This is a genomic window from Catenulispora pinistramenti (assembly GCF_018274385.1).
GTDB lineage: Bacteria > Actinomycetota > Actinomycetes > Streptomycetales > Catenulisporaceae > Catenulispora > Catenulispora pinistramenti.
Window position 1 is genome coordinate 26,632 of record NZ_JAAFYZ010000065.1, and the last position, 18,455, is coordinate 45,086.

The window sequence follows — 18,455 nt, forward strand, 5'->3', positions numbered from 1 at the left end:
GGCCACCCTCGGCCACACCCGCGCAGTCCCGTGCGGGTGGCCACCCTCGGCCACACCCCGCCCGCGTCAGCCGGGCAGTTGGCGAGTAGCCTCGGTCAGCGGTTCGCCAACAGGATCAGACCAAGGATCCACAGCACCAGCGTGACGATGCCGAGCACGAACCCGGCCTGCGCCACACCGCGGTTGGTGGCCTCGCCACGGGCCACCCGGTTCAACCCGATCCGCCCGAAGATGATCGCCAGGATGCTGCACGGGCCCACCAGGAACCCGACGACACCCAGGACCAGGGCCGCGACGCCCATGCCGTTGCGGCGTCGGACCGGGGGAGCGCCGTACTCGCCGTACTCGTAGCCACGGCCGCCGCCGTAGGTCGGGAACGCTTCCGGCGGCAGCGGCGGCGGAGCCGGGTACTGCTGGCCGGGCTCGGCGTACTGCGGCGGTGGTTCGGACGGTGAGGGCTCCGCGGAATACGGGGACTGCTGGTCCCGCGCAGGCTGTTCATCATCCGCGGAGTTCTGAGGCGGGGAGGAAGGAGGCTGAGCCGGCCCTTCTGGCACCGCACCCGCGGGCTGCTCCGAGCTCAGCGGGCGCTGCGGGGCCTCGGGCTCCGCCGGCCGCCCGGTTCCCGGCTCCCCGGGTTCCGAGGCCTCCGGGGGAGGGGTTGTCGTCATGGAGGCCAATTGTCTCCGTTACACCCGGTTCATTCCATACAGACACACGGTGAACGGCGGCGGAAAGTTGTGTTCGGCGCCGTGAGAACTTGTCAGACCGGAAAAAGCTACTAACGAGTAGGACATAAGGTAGTAGGCATGCGCCGCGCGAAAATCGTTTGTACCCTGGGCCCGTCCGCCGGAACCCTAGAGCAGCTCACCGCCCTGGTGGAAGCCGGCATGAATGTGGCCCGCTTGAATCTCTCCCACGGTTCTTATGAGGACCACGAAGAGCGATATCGAAACGTCCGGCAGGTCGCCACGAATAGCGGCCAGGCCATCGGCATCCTGGTCGACCTGCAGGGGCCGAAGATCCGGCTGGGCACCTTCGCCAACGGCAAGGAGGTCCTGGCCAACGGCGCGCAGTTCACCATCACCACGCGCGACGTCGCCGGGGACGCCACCATCTGCGGTACCACGTACAAGGGGCTGCCCGGCGACTGCAAGCCCGGCGACCCGATCCTGGTCGACGACGGCAAGCTGTTCCTGGAAGTCCAGAGCGTCACCGACACCGACGTGGTGACCCGGGTGATCGAGGGCGGCCCGATCTCCAACAGCAAGGGCATCAACCTGCCGGGCGTCTCGGTCTCGGTCCCGGCGCTGTCCGAGAAGGACGAGCTGGACCTGCGCTGGGCCCTGGGCAAGCCCGAGCCCGGCCACGGCAACCCGGGTGTGCGGGCCGACATGATCGCGCTGTCCTTCGTCCGGGACGCCGTCGACATCGAGCGGGTCCACGAGATCATGGACGAGGTCGGGCACCGGGTGCCGGTGATCGCCAAGATCGAGAAGCCGCAGGCCGTGGCCAACCTGGACGCCATCGTGGACGCCTTCGACGCCATCATGGTGGCCCGCGGCGACCTGGGCGTGGAGCTGCCGCTGGAGCAGGTCCCGATGGTGCAGAAGCGCTGCATCACGCTGTCCCGGCGCAACGCCAAGCCGGTCATCGTGGCCACCCAGATGCTGGACTCGATGATCACCAACTCCCGGCCGACCCGCGCCGAGGTCTCCGACGTGGCCAACGCGGTGCTGGACGGCACCGACGCGGTGATGCTCTCGGCCGAGACCTCGGTCGGCGCCTACGCGGTCCAGACCGTGGAGACCATGGCCAAGATCATCACCGCGGCCGAGGAGGAGACCCTGGCCGCCGGCCTGAAGCCGGCCCTGAGCAAGCCGCGCACCAAGGGCGGCGCCGTGGCCCGGGCCGCGGCCGAGCTCGGCGAGAACCTGTACGCCAAGTACCTGATCGCCTTCACCGAGAGCGGCGACACCGCCCGCCGGCTGTCCCGCTACCGTCCCCCGACGCCGGTGATCGCCTTCACCCCGCACAACGAGATCCGCAACCAGCTCGCCCTGAGCTGGGGGATCCGCACCTTCTGCAGCCCGGAGGTGGACCACACCGACGAGATGGTGCGCCAGGTCGACACCGAGCTGCTGCAGCTGGAGCTGTGCAAGCCCGGCGACACCGTGGTCATCATCGCCGGCTCCCCGCCCGGGATCCCCGGCTCCACCAACGCGGTGCGCGTGCACCGCGTGGGCGACGCCATCACCGGTGCCGCACCGGCCTACCGCGAGGCGCACTGACCGCGGCCGGGCCCCGGCCCGCGGCCCGGTGCGGAATCGCCCCGCCGCAGACGGATTTTCGCGCCACGGCGCCTTCCTCGGACCTGATCGGGTCCGGGGCGGGCGCCGCTGTTGCTCGCGGGCCGACCGGCTCGCGAGCGAATTGTCAGCTCCCGAACTGCTTGTCCGCGAACTGCTTGTCCCTGAGTGGCTTGTTCGTGGACTGTTTGTCCGTGGACTGCCCTGCTGTGAACTCCCTTGCCCCCACACGAAAAAACCCGCCCGCCGGAACGGCGAACGGGTTCGGGTATTTCAGAAGTGCTCCGGGTGGGACTCGAACCCACACTGAATGGTGTTTGAGACCATCTTCTCTGCCGATTGGAATACCGGAGCATCGATCGGGCGAAAATCGGCCATCCGTTCCCCACGGATGACTGTGATCACCTGCGTCACAGCATACCGGACCGGCGACCGCCCCCCGCAACCAGTTCTGGCGCAGGTAGGCTCGTACCGAAACGAATACCCGGCACCGCCGCCTAGTGAGGACCCCATGACCACCGAGCCGACCCGCACCCGCCGAGTGATCATCGCCGAGGACGAGGCGCTGATCCGCCTGGACCTGAAGGAGATGCTCCAGGAGGAGGGGTACGAGGTCGTGGCCGAGGCTTCCGACGGCGCCGCCGCGGTCCGCCTGGCCGAGGAGCACCGCCCGGACCTGTGCATCTTCGACGTGAAGATGCCGGTGCTGGACGGGATCACCGCCGCCGAGCAGGTGATCGAGGCGCGGATCGCGCCGGTGCTGATCCTCACCGCCTTCTCCCAGCGCGACCTGGTGGAGCGGGCGGCCGAGGCCGGGGTGATGAACTACCTGGTCAAGCCGTTCACCAAGGACAAGCTGGTACCGGCCATCGAGATCGCCGTCTGTCGGCACACCCAGCTGACCGCGCTGGAGGGCGAGGTCGCCGACCTGGCCTCGCGGCTGGAGACCCGCAAGCTGGTGGACCGGGCCAAGGGCATCTTGCAGACGGTGCACGGGATGACCGAGCCGGAGGCGTTCCGCTGGATCCAGAAGACCTCGATGGACCGGCGGATGACCATGAAGGAAGTCGCCGAGGTGGTCATCAGCGGGTCGACGGCGGTCGGCTCCCCGGCACCCGGCGGTGCGACCCCGGCCAAGGCGGAGTGAGCCGCGCCAAGGCGGAGTGCGCCCCGCGAAGGCTCAAATAACGATCTTACGAACCGGCCGGCGGCTGTGACGGGTGTCACGGCGCCGGCCGTCGGCTTTTCCCCGGGGCGAGGGCTCCGGCGCACCGTCCGCGGCCCCGGAATCCGTAACATGCCAGTACCTTGAGCACTGATTACCGACCCTGCGATGACCCCGTCACCACGGGCCGTGAAGATCAACGCACCTCAAAACCGCGCGCGCTCGCCGGGCGGGCCACTACCGGGCATTTGGCTCTGGTCGGGGCCTCACGCCGGTTGGTAACGAGAGCATCACGCGATCTCCGACCCCCTCCCCACGGGTGACGAACAGCACTAGCCTTCCCATCACCCATGTGGTGACCGCGTGAATTCGGACGAGTACCAAATGCCCATACGGCTGATGCCCGTCCGACGATCAGGGAGGATCTGCAAAGTGCGGACCATCAACCGAGTGCGGGCCGGCGCTGTTATTGCCGCGGGCGTGTTCGCACTTTCGGCTTGTGCGGGAAGCTCGACGAAGTCCGGGGGCGGCTCTACGTCGAGTTCGACCGGGAGCGGGAGCTCCACGTCGGCCGCCAATAACGGCAAGCCCACGCTGGAAATCGGCGTGCAGGGCCCGTTGTCCGGTGCCAACCAGGCCCTGGGCCTGAACATCGACTGGGGCGTCAAGCTCGCCGTCCAGCAGGAGAACGCCAAGGGCGACCTGCCGTTCAACCTCGCGGTCAAGGAGGCTGACGACCAGGGCCTGCAGAACAACGGCGCGGACGAGGCGAACCTGCTGATCCAGGACCAGAAGGTGATGGGCGTCGTCGGCCCGGCCTTCTCCGGTCCGACCGCCGCGGCCGGCGCGCTGTACTCCACGGCCAACCTGGTGGCGATCAGCCCCTCGGCGACCGCCCCCAAGCTGACCGCCTCCGGCTTCAAGACCTTCTACCGGGTTGTCGCCAACGACAACATCCAGGGCAAGGCCGCCGCCGACTACATGGCCAAGGCCCTCAAGGCCAGCAACGTCTTCGTGGTCGATGACAAGTCGCAGTACGGCCAGGGCCTGTCCACCGCCATCGTCGCCGAGCTGAAGGCCGACGGCGTCACCGTCGAGACCGACAGCGCGCAGGCCGGTACCCAGGACTACTCGCAGCTGGCCTCCAAGGTCGCCTCTTCCGGCGCCAAGGCCATGTACTACGCGGGCTACTACGCCGACGGCGGCGTGTTCGCCAAGGCGCTGAAGTCCGCCGGCTACAACGGCACGATGATGTCCGGCGACGGTTCCAAGGACCCGAACTTCATCACCACCGCCGGCAAGGACGCCGCCGAGGGCTGGCAGTTCACCTGCGCCTGCCTGGACGCCGGGACCAACCCGAAGTACGCGGCCTTCGTCTCGGCCTACAAGCAGTTGGCCAACGCCGAGCCCGGCACGTACTCCATCGAGGGCTACGACGCGGCGAACACCATCATCAGTGTCCTGAAGGGCCTGAACACCGCCACCCCGACCCGCCAGGCGGTGGCCGACGCGGTGGGCAAGGTGGACTACCAGGGACTGTCGAAGGAGGTCAAGTTCACCTCCACCGGTGACATCTCGACCACCGCGGTGTACGTCTACCAGATCAAGAGCGGTGTGATCACGCTGCTCGGCGACGTCAACACGCTGGTCGGCGGCAGCTGATCCGAGATCGCAGCCGGTGTCCCGCCCCAGCGGCGGGACACCGGCGCCCCGCCGGTCTGCTGGCGCCCGGGTCACCCGGCCCGATCGCACCGGACAAGGACTCCCGCGAGCCGTGGCCCGTCAGGTTCCACTGCGGGCCACGGCTCTCGCGTGATTTCGGGCCGTCCCCGCCACCCTGACGCCTCCTGCACAGGAAGCTTTTTATGTACTTCACCCAACACTTCTGGGAACTGCTGTTCCAAGGGATCAGGCTAGGCTCCCTCTACGCCCTGATCGCCATCGGCTACACGATGGTCTACGGCGTGCTCCAACTGATCAACTTCGCCCACAGCGAGGTGTTCATGTCCGGCGCTCTGGGCGGCGTGTTCATGCTCACCGCGCTGGCCGGCACCAACGGCAACATCCCCAGCGGCTTCTCAGCCTTCGAATACACGGCCCTGGCCCTGATAGCCGGCGCCGTGGTCAGCGCCGCGGTGGCCTTCTCCCTGGAGCGGGTCGCCTACCGGCCGCTGCGTAAACGGCACGCGCCGAAACTGGTGTATCTGATCACCGCGATCGGTGCCTCGATCTTCCTGTACAACCTGGCCGGCAAGCTGTTCGGCCGGAACAACCTGCAGGTTCCGGAGTCCTTCCACTCCGGTCCGGTGTTCGTGCTCCCGGGCAGCGGCCCGTCCGGACCGCGCACCGTGAAGACCCTGGACGTCCTGATCATCGCCACCGCGTTCGTCATGATGATCGTGCTGGACCTGGTGATCAACCGCACCAAGCTGGGCTCCGGCATCCGGGCGGTGGCCCAGGACGCCGAGACCGCGCAGCTGATGGGCGTGGACGTCGGCAAGGTGATCTCCCGGACCTTCATCATCGGCGGCCTGCTGGCCGGCGTCGGCGGCGTGCTGTACGCCATGTTCCACGCCGTGAGCTACACGATGGGCTTCATCCCGGGCATCAAGGCGTTCACCGCCGCGGTGCTCGGCGGCATCGGAAACGTGCGCGGTGCCATGCTCGGCGGTCTGCTGCTGGGCATTGTGGAGAGTTTCAGCCAGGGCATCATCCCCAATGGCTTGGAATGGGTGGACGTGGTCTCCTTCGTGGTGCTGGTCGTGGTGCTGCTGATCCGGCCGACCGGCATCCTGGGCGAGCGGACGGGGAGGGCGGCGTGAGCACGACCTCGATCTCCGAGCTGTCGGCACAGGTCCGGCGGCTGCGCAAGCAGGACGCCTGGTGGAAGAACCCGATGCTGGGCCGGCTGGCCATCATCTTGGCGCTGGTGCTGGTCCTGAGCATCCTGACCAACCAGGTGCAGGGCTCCTCGTCCGACTACACGCTGCTGTTCAAGAGCAGCTGGTTCTCCAGCCGCGGCGCCCAGTACGTGATCGGCGGCGTGCTGATCTGGATCATCGCCGAGGCCTGGCGGATCCAGGGCCTGCGCCGGATAGCCGGGCAGACCATCAGTGTGGCCGGCCGGCGGACCGCGCTCATCGTGCCGCGCTCGTTCACCAGGCAGTACTCACGCCTGGCCGGGTTCTTCAGGTGGCTGATCCCGAACAGGTGGTTCCGGCGGGTCCTGGTGCTGGCCGTGGTGGCTGTGGCGATCTTCCTGCCGTACCTGGGCCTGTTCACCCTGCCGTACTTCCAGTCCGTGCTGGCCGGCCAGGTCGGCGTGTATGTGCTGGCCGCGCTCGGGCTGAACGTGGTGGTCGGCTGGGCCGGCCTGCTGGACCTGGGCTACATCGCGTTCTTCGCGATCGGCGCGTACACCACCGCGATCCTGTCCGGCAAGCTCCCGGTGGGCGCCGACGGCAACCCCGAGGCGCACCCGCCGATCCACCTGAACCTGTTCTTCGCCTTCCCGATCGCGGTCGTGCTGACGATGACCGCCGGTCTGATCCTGGGCGCCCCGACGCTGCGGCTGCGCGGCGACTACCTGGCGATCGTGACGCTGGGCTTCCATGAGATCGTGCTGCAGCTGGCCAAGAACAACCCGCACAACCTGACCAACGGCCCGTTGGGCGCGACCGGGATCTCCACGTTCCGCTTCAACCTGTTCGGCGTCCACTACGACTGGAACCCCACGGACTCCAAACCGTACTGGTTCCTGGCGATCGGGCTGATCCTCATCGTGGTCTTCGCCTTCCGCCGACTGGAACACTCCAAGGTCGGCCGGACCTGGACCGCGATCCGCGAGGACGAGGTGGCCGCGGCCGCCTCGGGCGTGCCGACCGTGAAGTACAAGCTGATGGCCTTCATGATCGGCGCTTCCACCTCCGGCTTCGCCGGCGTGCTGGCGACGGCGAAGATCACCGCGATCACCCCGGACAACTTCCCACTCCAGCTGTCCATCTTCGTGCTCGCCTACGTCATCTTCGGCGGCATGGGCTCGCTGACCGGCGTGATCGTCGGCGCCTCGCTGATGACCTTCCTGCCGTTCTTCCTGCAAGGCCCACCCTCGTGGTTCAACAGCGGTAAACCGGTGGTGGACCCCAAGGACATCCCGATGTGGGTCGGCGCGGTGCTGCTGACCATGATGATCTTCCGGCCGCAGGGCCTGATCCCGTCCAAACGCCGGGCCCAGGAACTGGCCCAGGCCGAGCACGGGGTCGGCGACGCGGACGCGATGACCGAGCCGGCGGAAGGAGTGGCACCGTGACCACGCACAGCACGATCGTCCCGCAGCCGCCGGCCCCCGCCGACGCCCCGGTCCTGCGGGCCGACGGCATCACGCTCCGCTTCGGCGGTCTGACCAGCCTGGACGGCGTCGGCCTGACCCTGAACCGGGGCGAGATCCTGGCGGTGATCGGCCCCAACGGCGCCGGCAAGACCTCGCTGTTCAACAGCCTGACCGGCGTCTACCTGCCGCAGGAGGGCACGATCGAGTTCCTGCCGGCCGGCGGGGCGGTGGTCCCGCTGGTGCACAACAACGTGCTCGGGCGCCGGGTCAGCCGCAAGCCGCACCTGGTGAACCGCGCGGGTATCTCGCGCACGTTCCAGAACATCCGCCTGTTCAACGCCCTGACGGTCCTGGAGAACGTCCAGATCGCCGCCGAGACCCGCAGCGCGTCGGGCCCGATCGGCGTCATGCTGGGCCTGCCCCACAACCGCCGCAACGAGCGCGAGGCCCGCAGGCACTCCCGCGAGATGCTGGACTTCGTGGGCCTGAGCGGCAAAGAGCAGAACATCGCCGGCTCGCTGTCCTACGGCGACCAGCGCCGCCTGGAGATCGCCCGGGCCATGGCCAGCAACCCCAAGGTGCTCCTGCTGGACGAGCCGGCGGCCGGCACCAACCCCTCGGAGAAGCTGGGCCTGGCCCAGCTCATCACCCGCATCAACACCGAGCTGGGCATCAGCATCCTGCTGATCGAGCACGACATGCGCCTGGTGATGTCGGTCGCGCACCGCATCACGGTGCTGAACTTCGGCAAGGTGATCGCCTCCGGCGCTCCCGCCGAGGTGCAGCAGAACCCGGCGGTGATCGAGGCCTACCTCGGGAGCGACGCGGCTGAGGAGGCGGCGGAGGCGGCTGCGGCGGCTGACGCGGCTGCCGGGGACGGGGCCGGTACTGAGGCTTCAGCTGCCGAGCTGCCGGCGTCCGATCTGGGCGATGGCGATGCGAAGGCTGATGTGGTTCCCGATGCCGCCGAGGCCTCGACCGCTGATGCTGAGGTGGCTGGCGCGGCTGAGGCCGGTGCCGATGCTCCGGCTTCCGATGCCGCCGAGGCTTCGGCTGCTGAGGTTTCGACTGCTGAGGCCGAGGCGTCGGCTGCGGAATCCGGCGAGTCGGAGTCTGCCGCCGAATCTGGCGCGGTGGAGTCTGCGGCCGAATCCGGCGCGGCGGAGTCTGCGGCCGAATCCGGCACCGAGGCGTCGGCGGCTGAGTCTTCGGCCACTTCGGCCGAATCGGCGCAGCTGTCCGAGGCCGAGTCGGCTGCTGAGTCTTCGGCGACCTCCGCGGAGTCCGCTCAGCTGGCCGAGGCCGAGGCTGAACCTGATGCCGATGCCGATGCCGATGCCGAACCGGATGCCGAATCTTCAGCCGAGCCCCCGGCCAAGCGATCCCCATCCGAATCCCCGGCCCGCGACACCACCGAGGAGGGCTCCGCGTGAGCGACCAGGCGTCGACCATCCCCGCCCCGCGCACCGAGGCGTCCCCTTCCGACAACGCCGCGCTCCTGGAGCTGAGCTCGGTCGAGGTCGCCTACGGCGGCATCGTCGCGCTGAAGGGCATCGACCTGGAGGTCCGGCAGGGCGAGATCGTGGCCCTGCTCGGCGCGAACGGCGCCGGCAAGACCACCACCCTGCGGACCGTCTCGGGCCTGCTCAAGCCGCGCTCGGGCGAGGTCCGGTACGCCGGGGAGGCCCTGACCGGCATCCCGGCGCACAAGATCGTCCAGCTGGGCATCGGCCACTCCCCGGAAGGCCGCCGCATCTTCTCCCGGATGACCGTCCTGGAGAACCTGCAGATGGGCGCCTACCGCTTCAAGTCGGTGTCCCAGAAGGACCTGGACCAGGTCTTCGAGCTGTTCCCGCGGCTGCAGGAGCGCCGCACCCAGCTCGGCGGCAACCTGTCCGGCGGCGAGCAGCAGATGCTCGCCATCGGCCGGGCCATGATGGGCCAGCCCGCGCTCCTGCTGCTCGACGAACCCTCGATGGGCCTGGCCCCGCTGATCGTGGCCCAGATCTTCGAGATCATCGAGCGCATCAACGCCCTGGGCACCACCATCCTGCTGGTGGAACAGAACGCGGCCCAGGCGCTGAAGCTGGCGCACCGGGGCTACGTCCTGGAAACCGGCGAGGTCGTGATGAGCGCCCCGGCCGGCGAGCTGCTGAACGACCCGCGCATCCGCGAGGCCTACCTCGGCGAGACCGCCGAGTAGGAGCGGCAGTACAGCTGGCAGAACAACAGGCCGTGGTCCCCGATGCCTTACCCGGCAAGGGGATCACGGCCTGTCTTTACCTCTAGCCCAACCGCCCCGAAGCCGCCCGCAGGAACTCAGCCCGCCGCCGGCCAGAGCAGGCGGTAGACGCTACGCGCTCACCCGGTCCCGCAAGCCACCTGCATCATCTCCGTGACCAGCCCCGGCCGCAGTGCCGCCAAGGACGTCTGCTCCGAGGAACCACTGTTCCCAGGGCCTGAACCCGCCATCTGGCCCGTGATCTCCACCCCGCCCATGCCGCCGTTCCACGCCGGTGGGTGCGTGCAGTCGGTGACGTGCCAATGGGTGGCCAGGCGGGCCGTCTGGCCCGGAGTGACGACCACCGGCAGCCCGGAGGCGGTGATGGTGACGCCCGTCTGCCTGGACGCCGGGTCCTGCACGTTCCACGTCGCTATCCCCGCGGCCTCGATCGTGAACGTCAGGTCGAAGCCCTGCGGATCGGCGGGCGCGCCGATCGGCTGCGTCGTGTCGATCGCCGTGACGGCGAACGCGCTGCCGGAGTTCCCGGCCACGGCGCCGGGCCCGGCACAGATCGCAGTCTGCTGACGCGTGTAGTCGTCCCACAGGGTGTCAGAGAGCGGATAGGCGTAGTCGCGCCGGACGTTCGGATCCTGCGGGGTGCTGACGCTGTACCGGATCGTCACGGGCAGCACCGGCAGGGGTTGCCCGTCGCAGCCGTATGGCAGCGTCACCGGCACCGACACCGTGGTCCCGCCGTTCAGGGCCTGAGCCGGCCACGCCGTCGCCGAGCCGATCCGCGTCCCCACCGCGTCCCACAGCTCGGCGCTGACCACGCTCAGCCGGGTCGCCGAGCCGTTGGTCAGCTCCAGGCCCAGCACCGCGTGGTCGACGCTGTCGTCGTCCGTGAGCGAGGTGGTGCTCAGCCGCACCTTGTAGAGGTCGGCGTCCACTTGCGAGGGGGGCGGGTTCGGCTGCGGCGTCGCCCGCCGCGCGCCGGTCGTCGGCCACACCACGAAAGCCAGCACGACGGCCACGGCGAGCGCTCCGGCGATCTGCAGGCCGCGGGGGAGCCGGGCGATCAGCGACGGTACGGCGTCGTCACCGTCGATGGTCTCGAACCCGCTGGCGGCGCAGTTCGGTTCGCCGCCCTCCGCCAGCCGCTCGTCGTCGAACTCGTCGTCCAGCTCGACGACGAGTTCGAACTCCGCGGGGTCCGGCTCCCCGGCCGCGTCGGGCGCGCCGCCGCCCGAGGGGTCCCCCCTGCCTGGTCCCATGGACGCATTGTCCGTCGTGGATCAGCCGGGCACCAGAGGATCAGCGACTCCGGTGTTCCGGTCGGCAATATCGCTCCAGCCGCCGCTATCCCTTCACCAGACACGTGATCCGGCTGGTGCAGCAGCGGCGCCCGGACTCGTCGGTGATCACGATCTCGCTGACCACCAGCGTCCGCCCGGCGGACAGCACCCGGCAGGTGCCGGTGACCCGGCCCTCTTTGGCCGAGCGGTGGTGGGTGGCGTTGATGTCCACGCCGACCACCTGCTTGTCCGGGCCGGCGTGCAGCGCGGCCATCAACGAGCCCAGGGTCTCGGCCAGCACCACCGAGGCGCCGCCGTGCAGCAGACCGTAGACCTGGGTGTTGCCGGCCACCGGCATGGTGCCGACGATCTCCTCCTTGGTCGCGGAGGCGATGACGATGTCCATGCGCTCGGTCAGGTGGCCGGCGCCGACCTCGTTGAACATCGCCGCGATCTGCTCGGCCTCGGACACCTGGCTGTTCTGGTCTATCGACATCGCGGGGCCTCTTTCGGGGAGCTGGGCTGGGGCATTCGCGGGCGGGGCCCGGGTTTTCGCGGGCCGGGCCCGGGCTTTCGGGGGCCGGACCCGGGCGCGGAAAACTACACCACATTAACTGCAACGTGTTACAGCCAGCCTAACCACCGCCGAGTTGCCCCGGCCTGTCGGTACCTCGCCCTAGGATTCATACCGTGAGCCCCGCCAAGAAGACCGCCGAAAAGACCTCCGCGTCCACCGCGACCCGCCCCGTCCTGCTGCTGTTGGACGGCCACTCGCTGGCGTACCGGGCGTACTACGCGCTGAAGGAGGCGGATCTGCGCACCACCACCGGCCAGCCCACCGGCGCGGTGCAGGGGTTCACGTCGATGCTGATCAACACGCTGCGCGACGAGCAGCCGACGCACGTCGCCGTGGCCTTCGACGTCTCGCGCCAGACCTTCCGCACCGAGAAGTTTCCCGAGTACAAGGCCAACCGCTCGGCCTCCCCGGACGACTTCAAGAGCCAGATCGGCCTGATCGACGAACTGCTCGACGGCCTCGGGATCACGGTGATCCGCAAGGAGGGCTTCGAGGCGGACGACGTCATCGCCACCCTGACCACCCAGGCCGCCGCCGACGGCTACGAGGTCCGGATCCTCACCGGCGACCGCGACTCGCTCCAGCTGGTCACCGAGGACGTGACCGTGCTCTACCCCAAGCGCGGCGTGTCGGACCTGTCGCGCTTCACCCCGACCGCGGTCCAGGAGAAGTACGAGCTGACGCCGAAGCAGTACCCCGACTTCGCGGCCCTGCGCGGCGACCCGTCGGACAACCTGCCGAACATGCCCGGCGTGGGGGAGAAGACCGCCGCGAAGTGGATCCGCGAGTTCGGCTCGCTGGCCGATCTGGTGGCGCGCGCCGACGAGGTCAAGGGCAAGGCCGGGGAGACGCTGCGGGGGCACCTGGAGCAGGTGCGCCTCAACCGCGAGCTCACCGAGCTGGTCCGGGACGTGCCGCTGGAGCAGGGCCCGACCGACCTGGCCTGGACCTCCGAGGGCGACCCGGAGGCGGTGTACCAGCTGTTCGACACGCTGGAGTTCTCCACCTCGATGCGGGACCGGGTGGCGCCGCTGCTGGCCTCCGGTGCCGACGCCGAAGCGGTCGGCGACGCCGTGGAGCTGGAAGGCCAGGTGCTCCAGACCGGGGAACTGGCCGACTGGCTGGCCGCCAACGCCACCGGCGACGGCGCCACCGGCGTGGCGGTGCGGGGCCGCTGGAGCCACGGCACCGGCGAGGTCGAGGGCCTGGCCTTCGCGACCGCCGCCGGCACCGCCGCGTACGTCGACGTCACGCAGCTGGACCCGGCCGACGAGCAGGCGCTCGCGGCATGGATGGCCGATCCGCGGCGGGCCAAGGTGCTGCATGACGCCAAGGGCCCGACCCTGGCGCTGGCCGCGCGCGGCCTCACGCTGGCCGGTGTGGTCGCCGACACCGCGCTGGAGGCCTACCTGGCGCAGTCCGGCCGCCGCTCCTTCGACCTGGAGCCGCTGGCCGAGGAGGTGCTGGGCCGCCGCCTGTCGCCCGGGGACGCCGACGCCCAGGGCACGCTGTTCGCCGACGAGGACGCCGAGGCCGAGCGTCAGATGAGTGCCGCGCACGCGGTGCTGGACCTGGCCGACGCGCTGCGCGAGAAGCTGGCCGACACCGGCGCCGGGCAGCTGCTGACCGACATCGAGCTGCCGCTGGTCGGGGTGCTGGCCGAGATGGAGAAGGTCGGGATCGCCATCGACACCCGGCTGTTCCAGGAGCTGGAGAAGGGCTTCACCACCGAGGCGGCCGAACAGGTCGTCCAGGCCCGCGATCACGCCGGCGTCGAGAACCTGAACCTGGGCTCGCCCAAGCAGCTGCAGGAAGTGCTGTTCGAGACCCTGGGCATGCCCAAGACCAAGAAGATCAAGACCGGCTACACCACCGACGCCGACGCCCTGGCCTGGCTCCAGGTCCAGACCCAGCACCCGTTCCTGGACCACCTGCTGCGCTGGCGCGAGGTGAACCGGCTCAAGACGGTGGTCGAGGGCCTGTCGAAGTCGGTGTCGGACGACGACCGCATCCACACCACCTACAACCAGATGATCGCCGCCACCGGCCGGCTGTCCTCGGTGGACCCGAACCTGCAGAACATCCCGATCCGCACCCTGGAAGGGCAGCAGATCCGCAAGGCGTTCATCGCCGGCGCCGACTACGAGTCGCTGATGACGGCCGACTACAGCCAGATCGAGATGCGCATCATGGCGCACCTGTCCGAGGACGCCGGCCTGATCGACGCCTTCACCTCCGGCGAGGACCTGCACAACACCGTCGCCTCCAAGGTCTTCGACGTCGACGCCACCGCCGTCGAACCCGAACACCGCCGCCGCATCAAGGCCATGAGCTACGGCCTGGCCTACGGCCTGTCCGCCTTCGGCCTGTCCCAGCAGCTCGGCATCGAGACCTCCGAAGCCGGCAAGATGATGGACGACTACTTCCAGCGCTTCGGCGGCGTCCGCGACTACCTGCACGAAGTGGTGGTCCAGGCCCGCGCCACCGGCTACACCGAGACCATGTTCGGCCGCCGCCGCTACCTCCCCGACCTGGCCAGCGACAACCGCCAGCGCCGCGAGATGGCCGAGCGCATGGCCCTGAACGCCCCCATCCAGGGCTCGGCCGCGGACATCATCAAGGTGGCGATGATCCGCGTCCGCGACGCCCTCCGCGAGGAGCAGCTGAAGTCACGGATGCTGCTCCAGGTCCACGACGAACTGGTGCTGGAGATCGCCCCCGGCGAGGCCCAGCGCGCTGAGGAACTGGTGCGGCGGGAGATGGCGGCGGCCGCCGAGCTGCGGGTACCGCTGGACGTTTCGGTCGGGGTGGCGGCCAACTGGGCGGATGCCGCGCACTAGGCGCTGCTGCTTGGTTGGTTGCTAGGTTGGTCCGCTGGTTGGTGGGTGCTGCTCTTGATCGGGCGCTTGTTGCGAGGTGTGTTTGCGCCATGCGCGGATATCGCCCACATGCATCGCCTACGTGCGTTACCTACGTACTCTGCGCCACCGCGCCCACCGCCTGCGGATCATCCTCCACCTCAGCCACCACCGCGGTGACCTCGCCCGCCGTCCGCGCCGTCAAGCACACCGTCACCGACACCGTCGCGGTCGCCAGCGTCGACGCCGCCGCGGCCGTCACGATCGCGCCCGCCGACCCGTGCGCGAAGCCCACGATCACCGTCGTCTCCAGCACGATCCCGCCGAGCACCACCGCCGACACCGCGTGCGAGCGCCGCGCCACCCCGTCCAGCAGCGCCAGGTTCACCAGCGCCAGCAACGCTCCCACGCTCGTGAACAGCCAGCCGTCCGCGCCCAGGTCGAACCCGCCCGGTGTGGCGTACTTGTCCCCGAACGCCAGCCCGATCAGCGGATCGCCGCCCACGCCCGCGAGCGCGATCCCCAGCACCCCGATCCCGCCGGTCAGCGCCAGCGCCACCGACAGCGCCCGGCGCCGTTCGGTCGGCCGCGCCAGCCGCGGGTACGCGAGCATCGCCACGAAACTCGGCGCGAAGAACGCCGCCCGCGCCAGCAGTGCGCCGGTGTTGTAGCGTCCCAGGTCCCCGTCGGTCAGGTACCGGCTGGCCAGCAGCGTGTCGAGCACCGTCAGCAGCAGGATGCCGCCGAGCCCGCCGGTCGCCCGCAGCACTTCCGTCAGATAGCCGCTGTGTCCGAGGTGGTGTTCGGCGACCCGCTGGGCTGCCGCCTCCACCGGTCCGGTCGCCGCCGCTGTGGTCTGACCGGCGTGACGGGTCTGACCGGCCTGACCGGCCTGACCGGCCTGACCGGCCTGACCGGCCTGACCGGCTTCGGTGTCCATCGCGATCACCGTGTCCATCGCGACCACCATGTCCATCGCGTCGATCGGGCCCGCCGCCGGCGAACCGGCCTCCGCCCCACTCGCAACCTCCCGCAGCAACCACCGCCCCGCCACCGCCGCGAACGCCCAAGCCGCCGTCTGCACCGCCATCACCGTCGTCGGCGACGACTGCGCCGAAGCCGCCGCGGCCCCGATCACCAACCGCGACCCCTGCGCCGCCAGATACAGCAGGGTCATCGTCATGAACCGCGACGTCCCCTGCGCGATCCCCAAGTACGACGCGAACACCGTGTTCGCCGCCAACGACACCCCCGTCCACACCACGCCCCCGACCGTCACCGACGGCAACAACGCCGCGATCGCCGGAGCCAGCGCCATGAACAAGGCGGCCACCCCGATCCCGACCGCGAACCCCCGCCACCGCAAGCCGCGCACCAAAGCCCCGCGCGCCGCCGGCGACGCCTCCGCGACCACCGCCAACCGCCGCGCGTTGATCGCCTGCACCGCCAGCCCCGGCACGGTCCCGATCAGGAACACCGACAGCAGCGTCCCCAACTCCGCGTACCCGCCGGGCCCCAGGCCCCGCGACAGCACCAGGTTGAACCCGTACGCCAACACGTTCCCGAGCCCGGTCCCGACCGCCACCAGCAGCCCGGCCGACGCGCGGCCACCCCCGCCTCCGCCGCGCGCGCTCCTGCCTTCGCGGGGCAGGCTCCCACCCCCGCGGCGTGCGCCCGCGACCTCGACGGCCGAACTTCCCCGCTCGTCCCTGGCCTTGCGGAGCATCGACGTCCCTCCGGTGCAGTGCCGCGCGCTGTCGCCCGAGCTGTCCGCTGTCCTTTGAGCGGTCACGCTAGACGTCGCCGAAGCCGAAGCACGACCAACCGGCGCCCGTCCGAGTGAACTTCGCTCCCGGATGCCCGCCGACGGCGCGCCACATCCCCAGAACCCCCGCGCCGGCCACGTCGCCCCGTACGATCAAAGTTCGGTCCGCGACCCTCGCCCGAACGGCGCCGTCGCACGTGTCGCCCGCCGCCGCGCGTCGTTGTATCGCAGTGCACTTAGCCATCCTGAACTGGCGCGACCCCTGGCAGCAGACCGCCGGGGGAGCGGAGGCCTTCGCCTACGAGGTCGCCCGCGGCTTCGTGGAACGCGGCGACACCGTCGACTTCCTGACGTCCCGCGAACCGGGCCAACCACGCCGCGAGCTCCGCGACGGAATCAGATGGCTGCGACGCGGCGGACGCTGGTCGGTCTACCCCGCCGTCCTCGCACACTTGATCAGGGTTCGATTATGCGGGCCCGCATACGACTTCGTGATCGACTGCCAGAACGGCATCCCCTTCTTCTCACCACTGGCCCTGTCCCGACGCCGCACCGGCCTCGCGCTCGTCGTCCACCACGTCCACGACGAGCAGTTCGGCACCCACTTCAGCCGCCCGCTCGCCGCCTTGGGACGCTGGCTGGAGGGTCCGGCGGCGCGGCGGGTCTACCGACGGCACCAGGCGGTGGCCGTATCGGAGTCCACCATCGCGGCGATGCGGACCCGACTGCGCTGGACCGGGCCGATCGTGCTCGTGCCCAACGGCGTTACGAGAGAAGGGTTTCCGGCCTCCTCTTTAACTCCAGCCTTAACCCTGGCCTTACGTCCAGCCCCACCTTCAGCCCTACCCACTGCCCCACCTCTGGCGCCCCCGCGACTCGTCGCGGTCGGCCGGCTGGTACGCCACAAGCGCCTGGAACACATCGTCCACCTCGCCGACGACCTGGCCGAGACCTGGCCCGGCATCGAAGTCCACATCGTCGGCCGCGGCCCCGACGAGCCCCGGATCCGCGCCGCCGCCTCCCTGCTCCGCCACGCCGCCCGCGTCCACATCCACGGCCACCTGCCCGCCGAAGCCAAGAACGCGTTGGTGGCGACGTCCGCACTCCACCTGTCCGCCTCCCAAGGCGAGGGCTGGGGCCTGTCGGTCCTGGAGGCCGCCGCGCTGGGCGTGCCGACCGTCGCCTACGACGTCGACGGCCTGCGCGACGCCATCCGCGACGGCGTCACCGGCTGGCTCGTCGCCCCCGGCGCCACGCTCGCCGACACGGTGTCCTCGGCGCTGAAGGAGCTGGACGCCGACCCGGCGCTCGCCTCCGAGATGCGGTCGTCGTGCATCGCGTGGGCCGCCGAGTTCGACTGGGACCGTACCCGCAACGCGATGGCGCAGTTGGCGGTCAGGAACTCGCGCAGCCCCGGCACCCGCACGATCGCGTGAGCCCACGCGGGGTGATAGCGCGGGAAGACGGCCAGCCTCTGCACCGCCCCATCCCGCTCCGCCTCCCGCACCCACCCCAGCACCCGCCCGACCGAGAGCGGGAAGAGCGACGTGCCGTACCGATTGGTCGGGGGAGCGCCACGCCGCCGCTCATACCGCCGCGCCGCCCACTCGCCCCCGAGGTAGTGCCACGGCGAGGTCTCGTGCCCGCCCAACGGCCCCAGCCAGTTGGTGAAGCACACGAACACCACCCCGCCCGGCCGCGTGACCCGCACCATCTCCTGAAGCATCCGCCGCGGCTCCACCACATGTTCGAGCACGTTGGACGAAAAGCAGACATCGACGACCCCATCCCGCACCGGCAACGCCGCCGCATCGCCACACACATCCCCGACCGCCCGCAGATCCACCGACAGGTACCGAGCACCCGCCGCCTCAAAAGCCGCCGCGAAGAACCCCGGCCCACCGCCCACATCCCTGTCTCTTATACAAATCT

General features: G+C 69.8%; 13 protein-coding genes, 1 tRNA gene and 1 pseudogene. 9 read left to right on the forward strand and 6 right to left on the reverse strand.

All coding sequences use genetic code 11. The features are described 5' to 3' along the window. Positions 1 to 95 precede the first annotated feature (95 nt). Positions 96 to 671, reverse strand: a complete 576-nt coding sequence (locus tag KGQ19_RS20155) for a DUF4190 domain-containing protein (protein WP_212010745.1) — start codon at positions 669 to 671, stop codon at positions 96 to 98. Between the two features lie 138 nt (positions 672 to 809). Between KGQ19_RS20155 and pyk the strand changes: the two genes are divergently transcribed. Next, positions 810 to 2,291: a pyruvate kinase gene (pyk, locus tag KGQ19_RS20160; protein WP_212010746.1), complete on the forward strand. Its 1,482-nt coding sequence runs from the start codon at positions 810 to 812 to the stop codon at positions 2,289 to 2,291. Between the two features lie 298 nt (positions 2,292 to 2,589). On the opposite strand, the gene KGQ19_RS20165 is transcribed toward pyk, so the two are convergent. After that, positions 2,590 to 2,663 (reverse strand) — tRNA-Leu (locus tag KGQ19_RS20165). Positions 2,664 to 2,820: 157 nt separating this feature from the next. Here KGQ19_RS20165 and KGQ19_RS20170 point away from each other — a divergent pair. The 6 genes from KGQ19_RS20170 to KGQ19_RS20195 all read left to right on the forward strand — a co-directional run bounded on the left by KGQ19_RS20170 (position 2,821) and on the right by KGQ19_RS20195 (position 10,007). Beyond that, entirely contained in the window at positions 2,821 to 3,456 is a 636-nt protein-coding gene (locus KGQ19_RS20170; protein WP_212010747.1) for an ANTAR domain-containing response regulator, read from the forward strand. Positions 3,457 to 3,906: 450 nt separating this feature from the next. Next, entirely contained in the window at positions 3,907 to 5,136 is a 1,230-nt protein-coding gene (locus tag KGQ19_RS20175; RefSeq protein WP_212010748.1) for a branched-chain amino acid ABC transporter substrate-binding protein, read from the forward strand. A gap of 203 nt (positions 5,137 to 5,339) precedes the next feature. Continuing rightward, entirely contained in the window at positions 5,340 to 6,296 is a 957-nt protein-coding gene (locus KGQ19_RS20180) for a branched-chain amino acid ABC transporter permease (protein WP_212010749.1), read from the forward strand. Then, positions 6,293 to 7,783: a branched-chain amino acid ABC transporter permease gene (locus KGQ19_RS20185; RefSeq protein ID WP_212010750.1), complete on the forward strand. Its 1,491-nt coding sequence runs from the start codon at positions 6,293 to 6,295 to the stop codon at positions 7,781 to 7,783. Before KGQ19_RS20180 ends, KGQ19_RS20185 begins: the two co-directional genes overlap by 4 nt. After that, positions 7,780 to 9,237: an ABC transporter ATP-binding protein gene (locus tag KGQ19_RS53445; protein WP_307856460.1), complete on the forward strand. Its 1,458-nt coding sequence runs from the start codon at positions 7,780 to 7,782 to the stop codon at positions 9,235 to 9,237. Before KGQ19_RS20185 ends, KGQ19_RS53445 begins: the two co-directional genes overlap by 4 nt. Positions 9,238 to 9,254: 17 nt before the next feature. Continuing rightward, entirely contained in the window at positions 9,255 to 10,007 is a 753-nt protein-coding gene (locus KGQ19_RS20195) for an ABC transporter ATP-binding protein (protein WP_212010760.1), read from the forward strand. Positions 10,008 to 10,165: 158 nt separating this feature from the next. Here KGQ19_RS20195 and KGQ19_RS20200 read toward each other — a convergent pair whose 3' ends face one another. After that, on the reverse strand, positions 10,166 to 11,302 hold the full coding sequence (locus tag KGQ19_RS20200; protein ID WP_212010751.1) for a hypothetical protein: 1,137 nt from the start codon (positions 11,300 to 11,302) through the stop codon (positions 10,166 to 10,168). 85 nt (positions 11,303 to 11,387) lie between these two features. Further along, positions 11,388 to 11,819, reverse strand: coding sequence for a hotdog fold thioesterase (locus tag KGQ19_RS20205; protein ID WP_212010752.1), 432 nt, complete (start codon positions 11,817 to 11,819; stop codon positions 11,388 to 11,390). Between the two features lie 194 nt (positions 11,820 to 12,013). Here KGQ19_RS20205 and polA point away from each other — a divergent pair, with 194 nt between their 5' ends. Further along, complete coding sequence (gene polA, locus KGQ19_RS20210) at positions 12,014 to 14,740, forward strand: DNA polymerase I (RefSeq protein ID WP_212010753.1); 2,727 nt, start codon at positions 12,014 to 12,016, stop codon at positions 14,738 to 14,740. 130 nt (positions 14,741 to 14,870) lie between these two features. On the opposite strand, the gene KGQ19_RS20215 is transcribed toward polA, so the two are convergent. Next, positions 14,871 to 16,484 (reverse strand): polysaccharide biosynthesis protein, encoded by a 1,614-nt coding sequence (locus tag KGQ19_RS20215; protein WP_212010754.1) that lies wholly within the window; start codon positions 16,482 to 16,484, stop codon positions 14,871 to 14,873. Positions 16,485 to 16,753: 269 nt separating this feature from the next. Between KGQ19_RS20215 and KGQ19_RS20220 the strand changes: the two genes are divergently transcribed. Then, positions 16,754 to 17,959, forward strand: a complete 1,206-nt coding sequence (locus KGQ19_RS20220; RefSeq protein ID WP_212010755.1) for a glycosyltransferase family 4 protein — start codon at positions 16,754 to 16,756, stop codon at positions 17,957 to 17,959. Positions 17,960 to 18,249: 290 nt separating this feature from the next. Here KGQ19_RS20220 and KGQ19_RS52855 read toward each other — a convergent pair. Then, positions 18,250 to 18,432, reverse strand: a pseudogene (locus KGQ19_RS52855) (methyltransferase domain-containing protein); the annotation flags it as partial. Between the last annotated feature and the right edge of the window lie 23 nt (positions 18,433 to 18,455).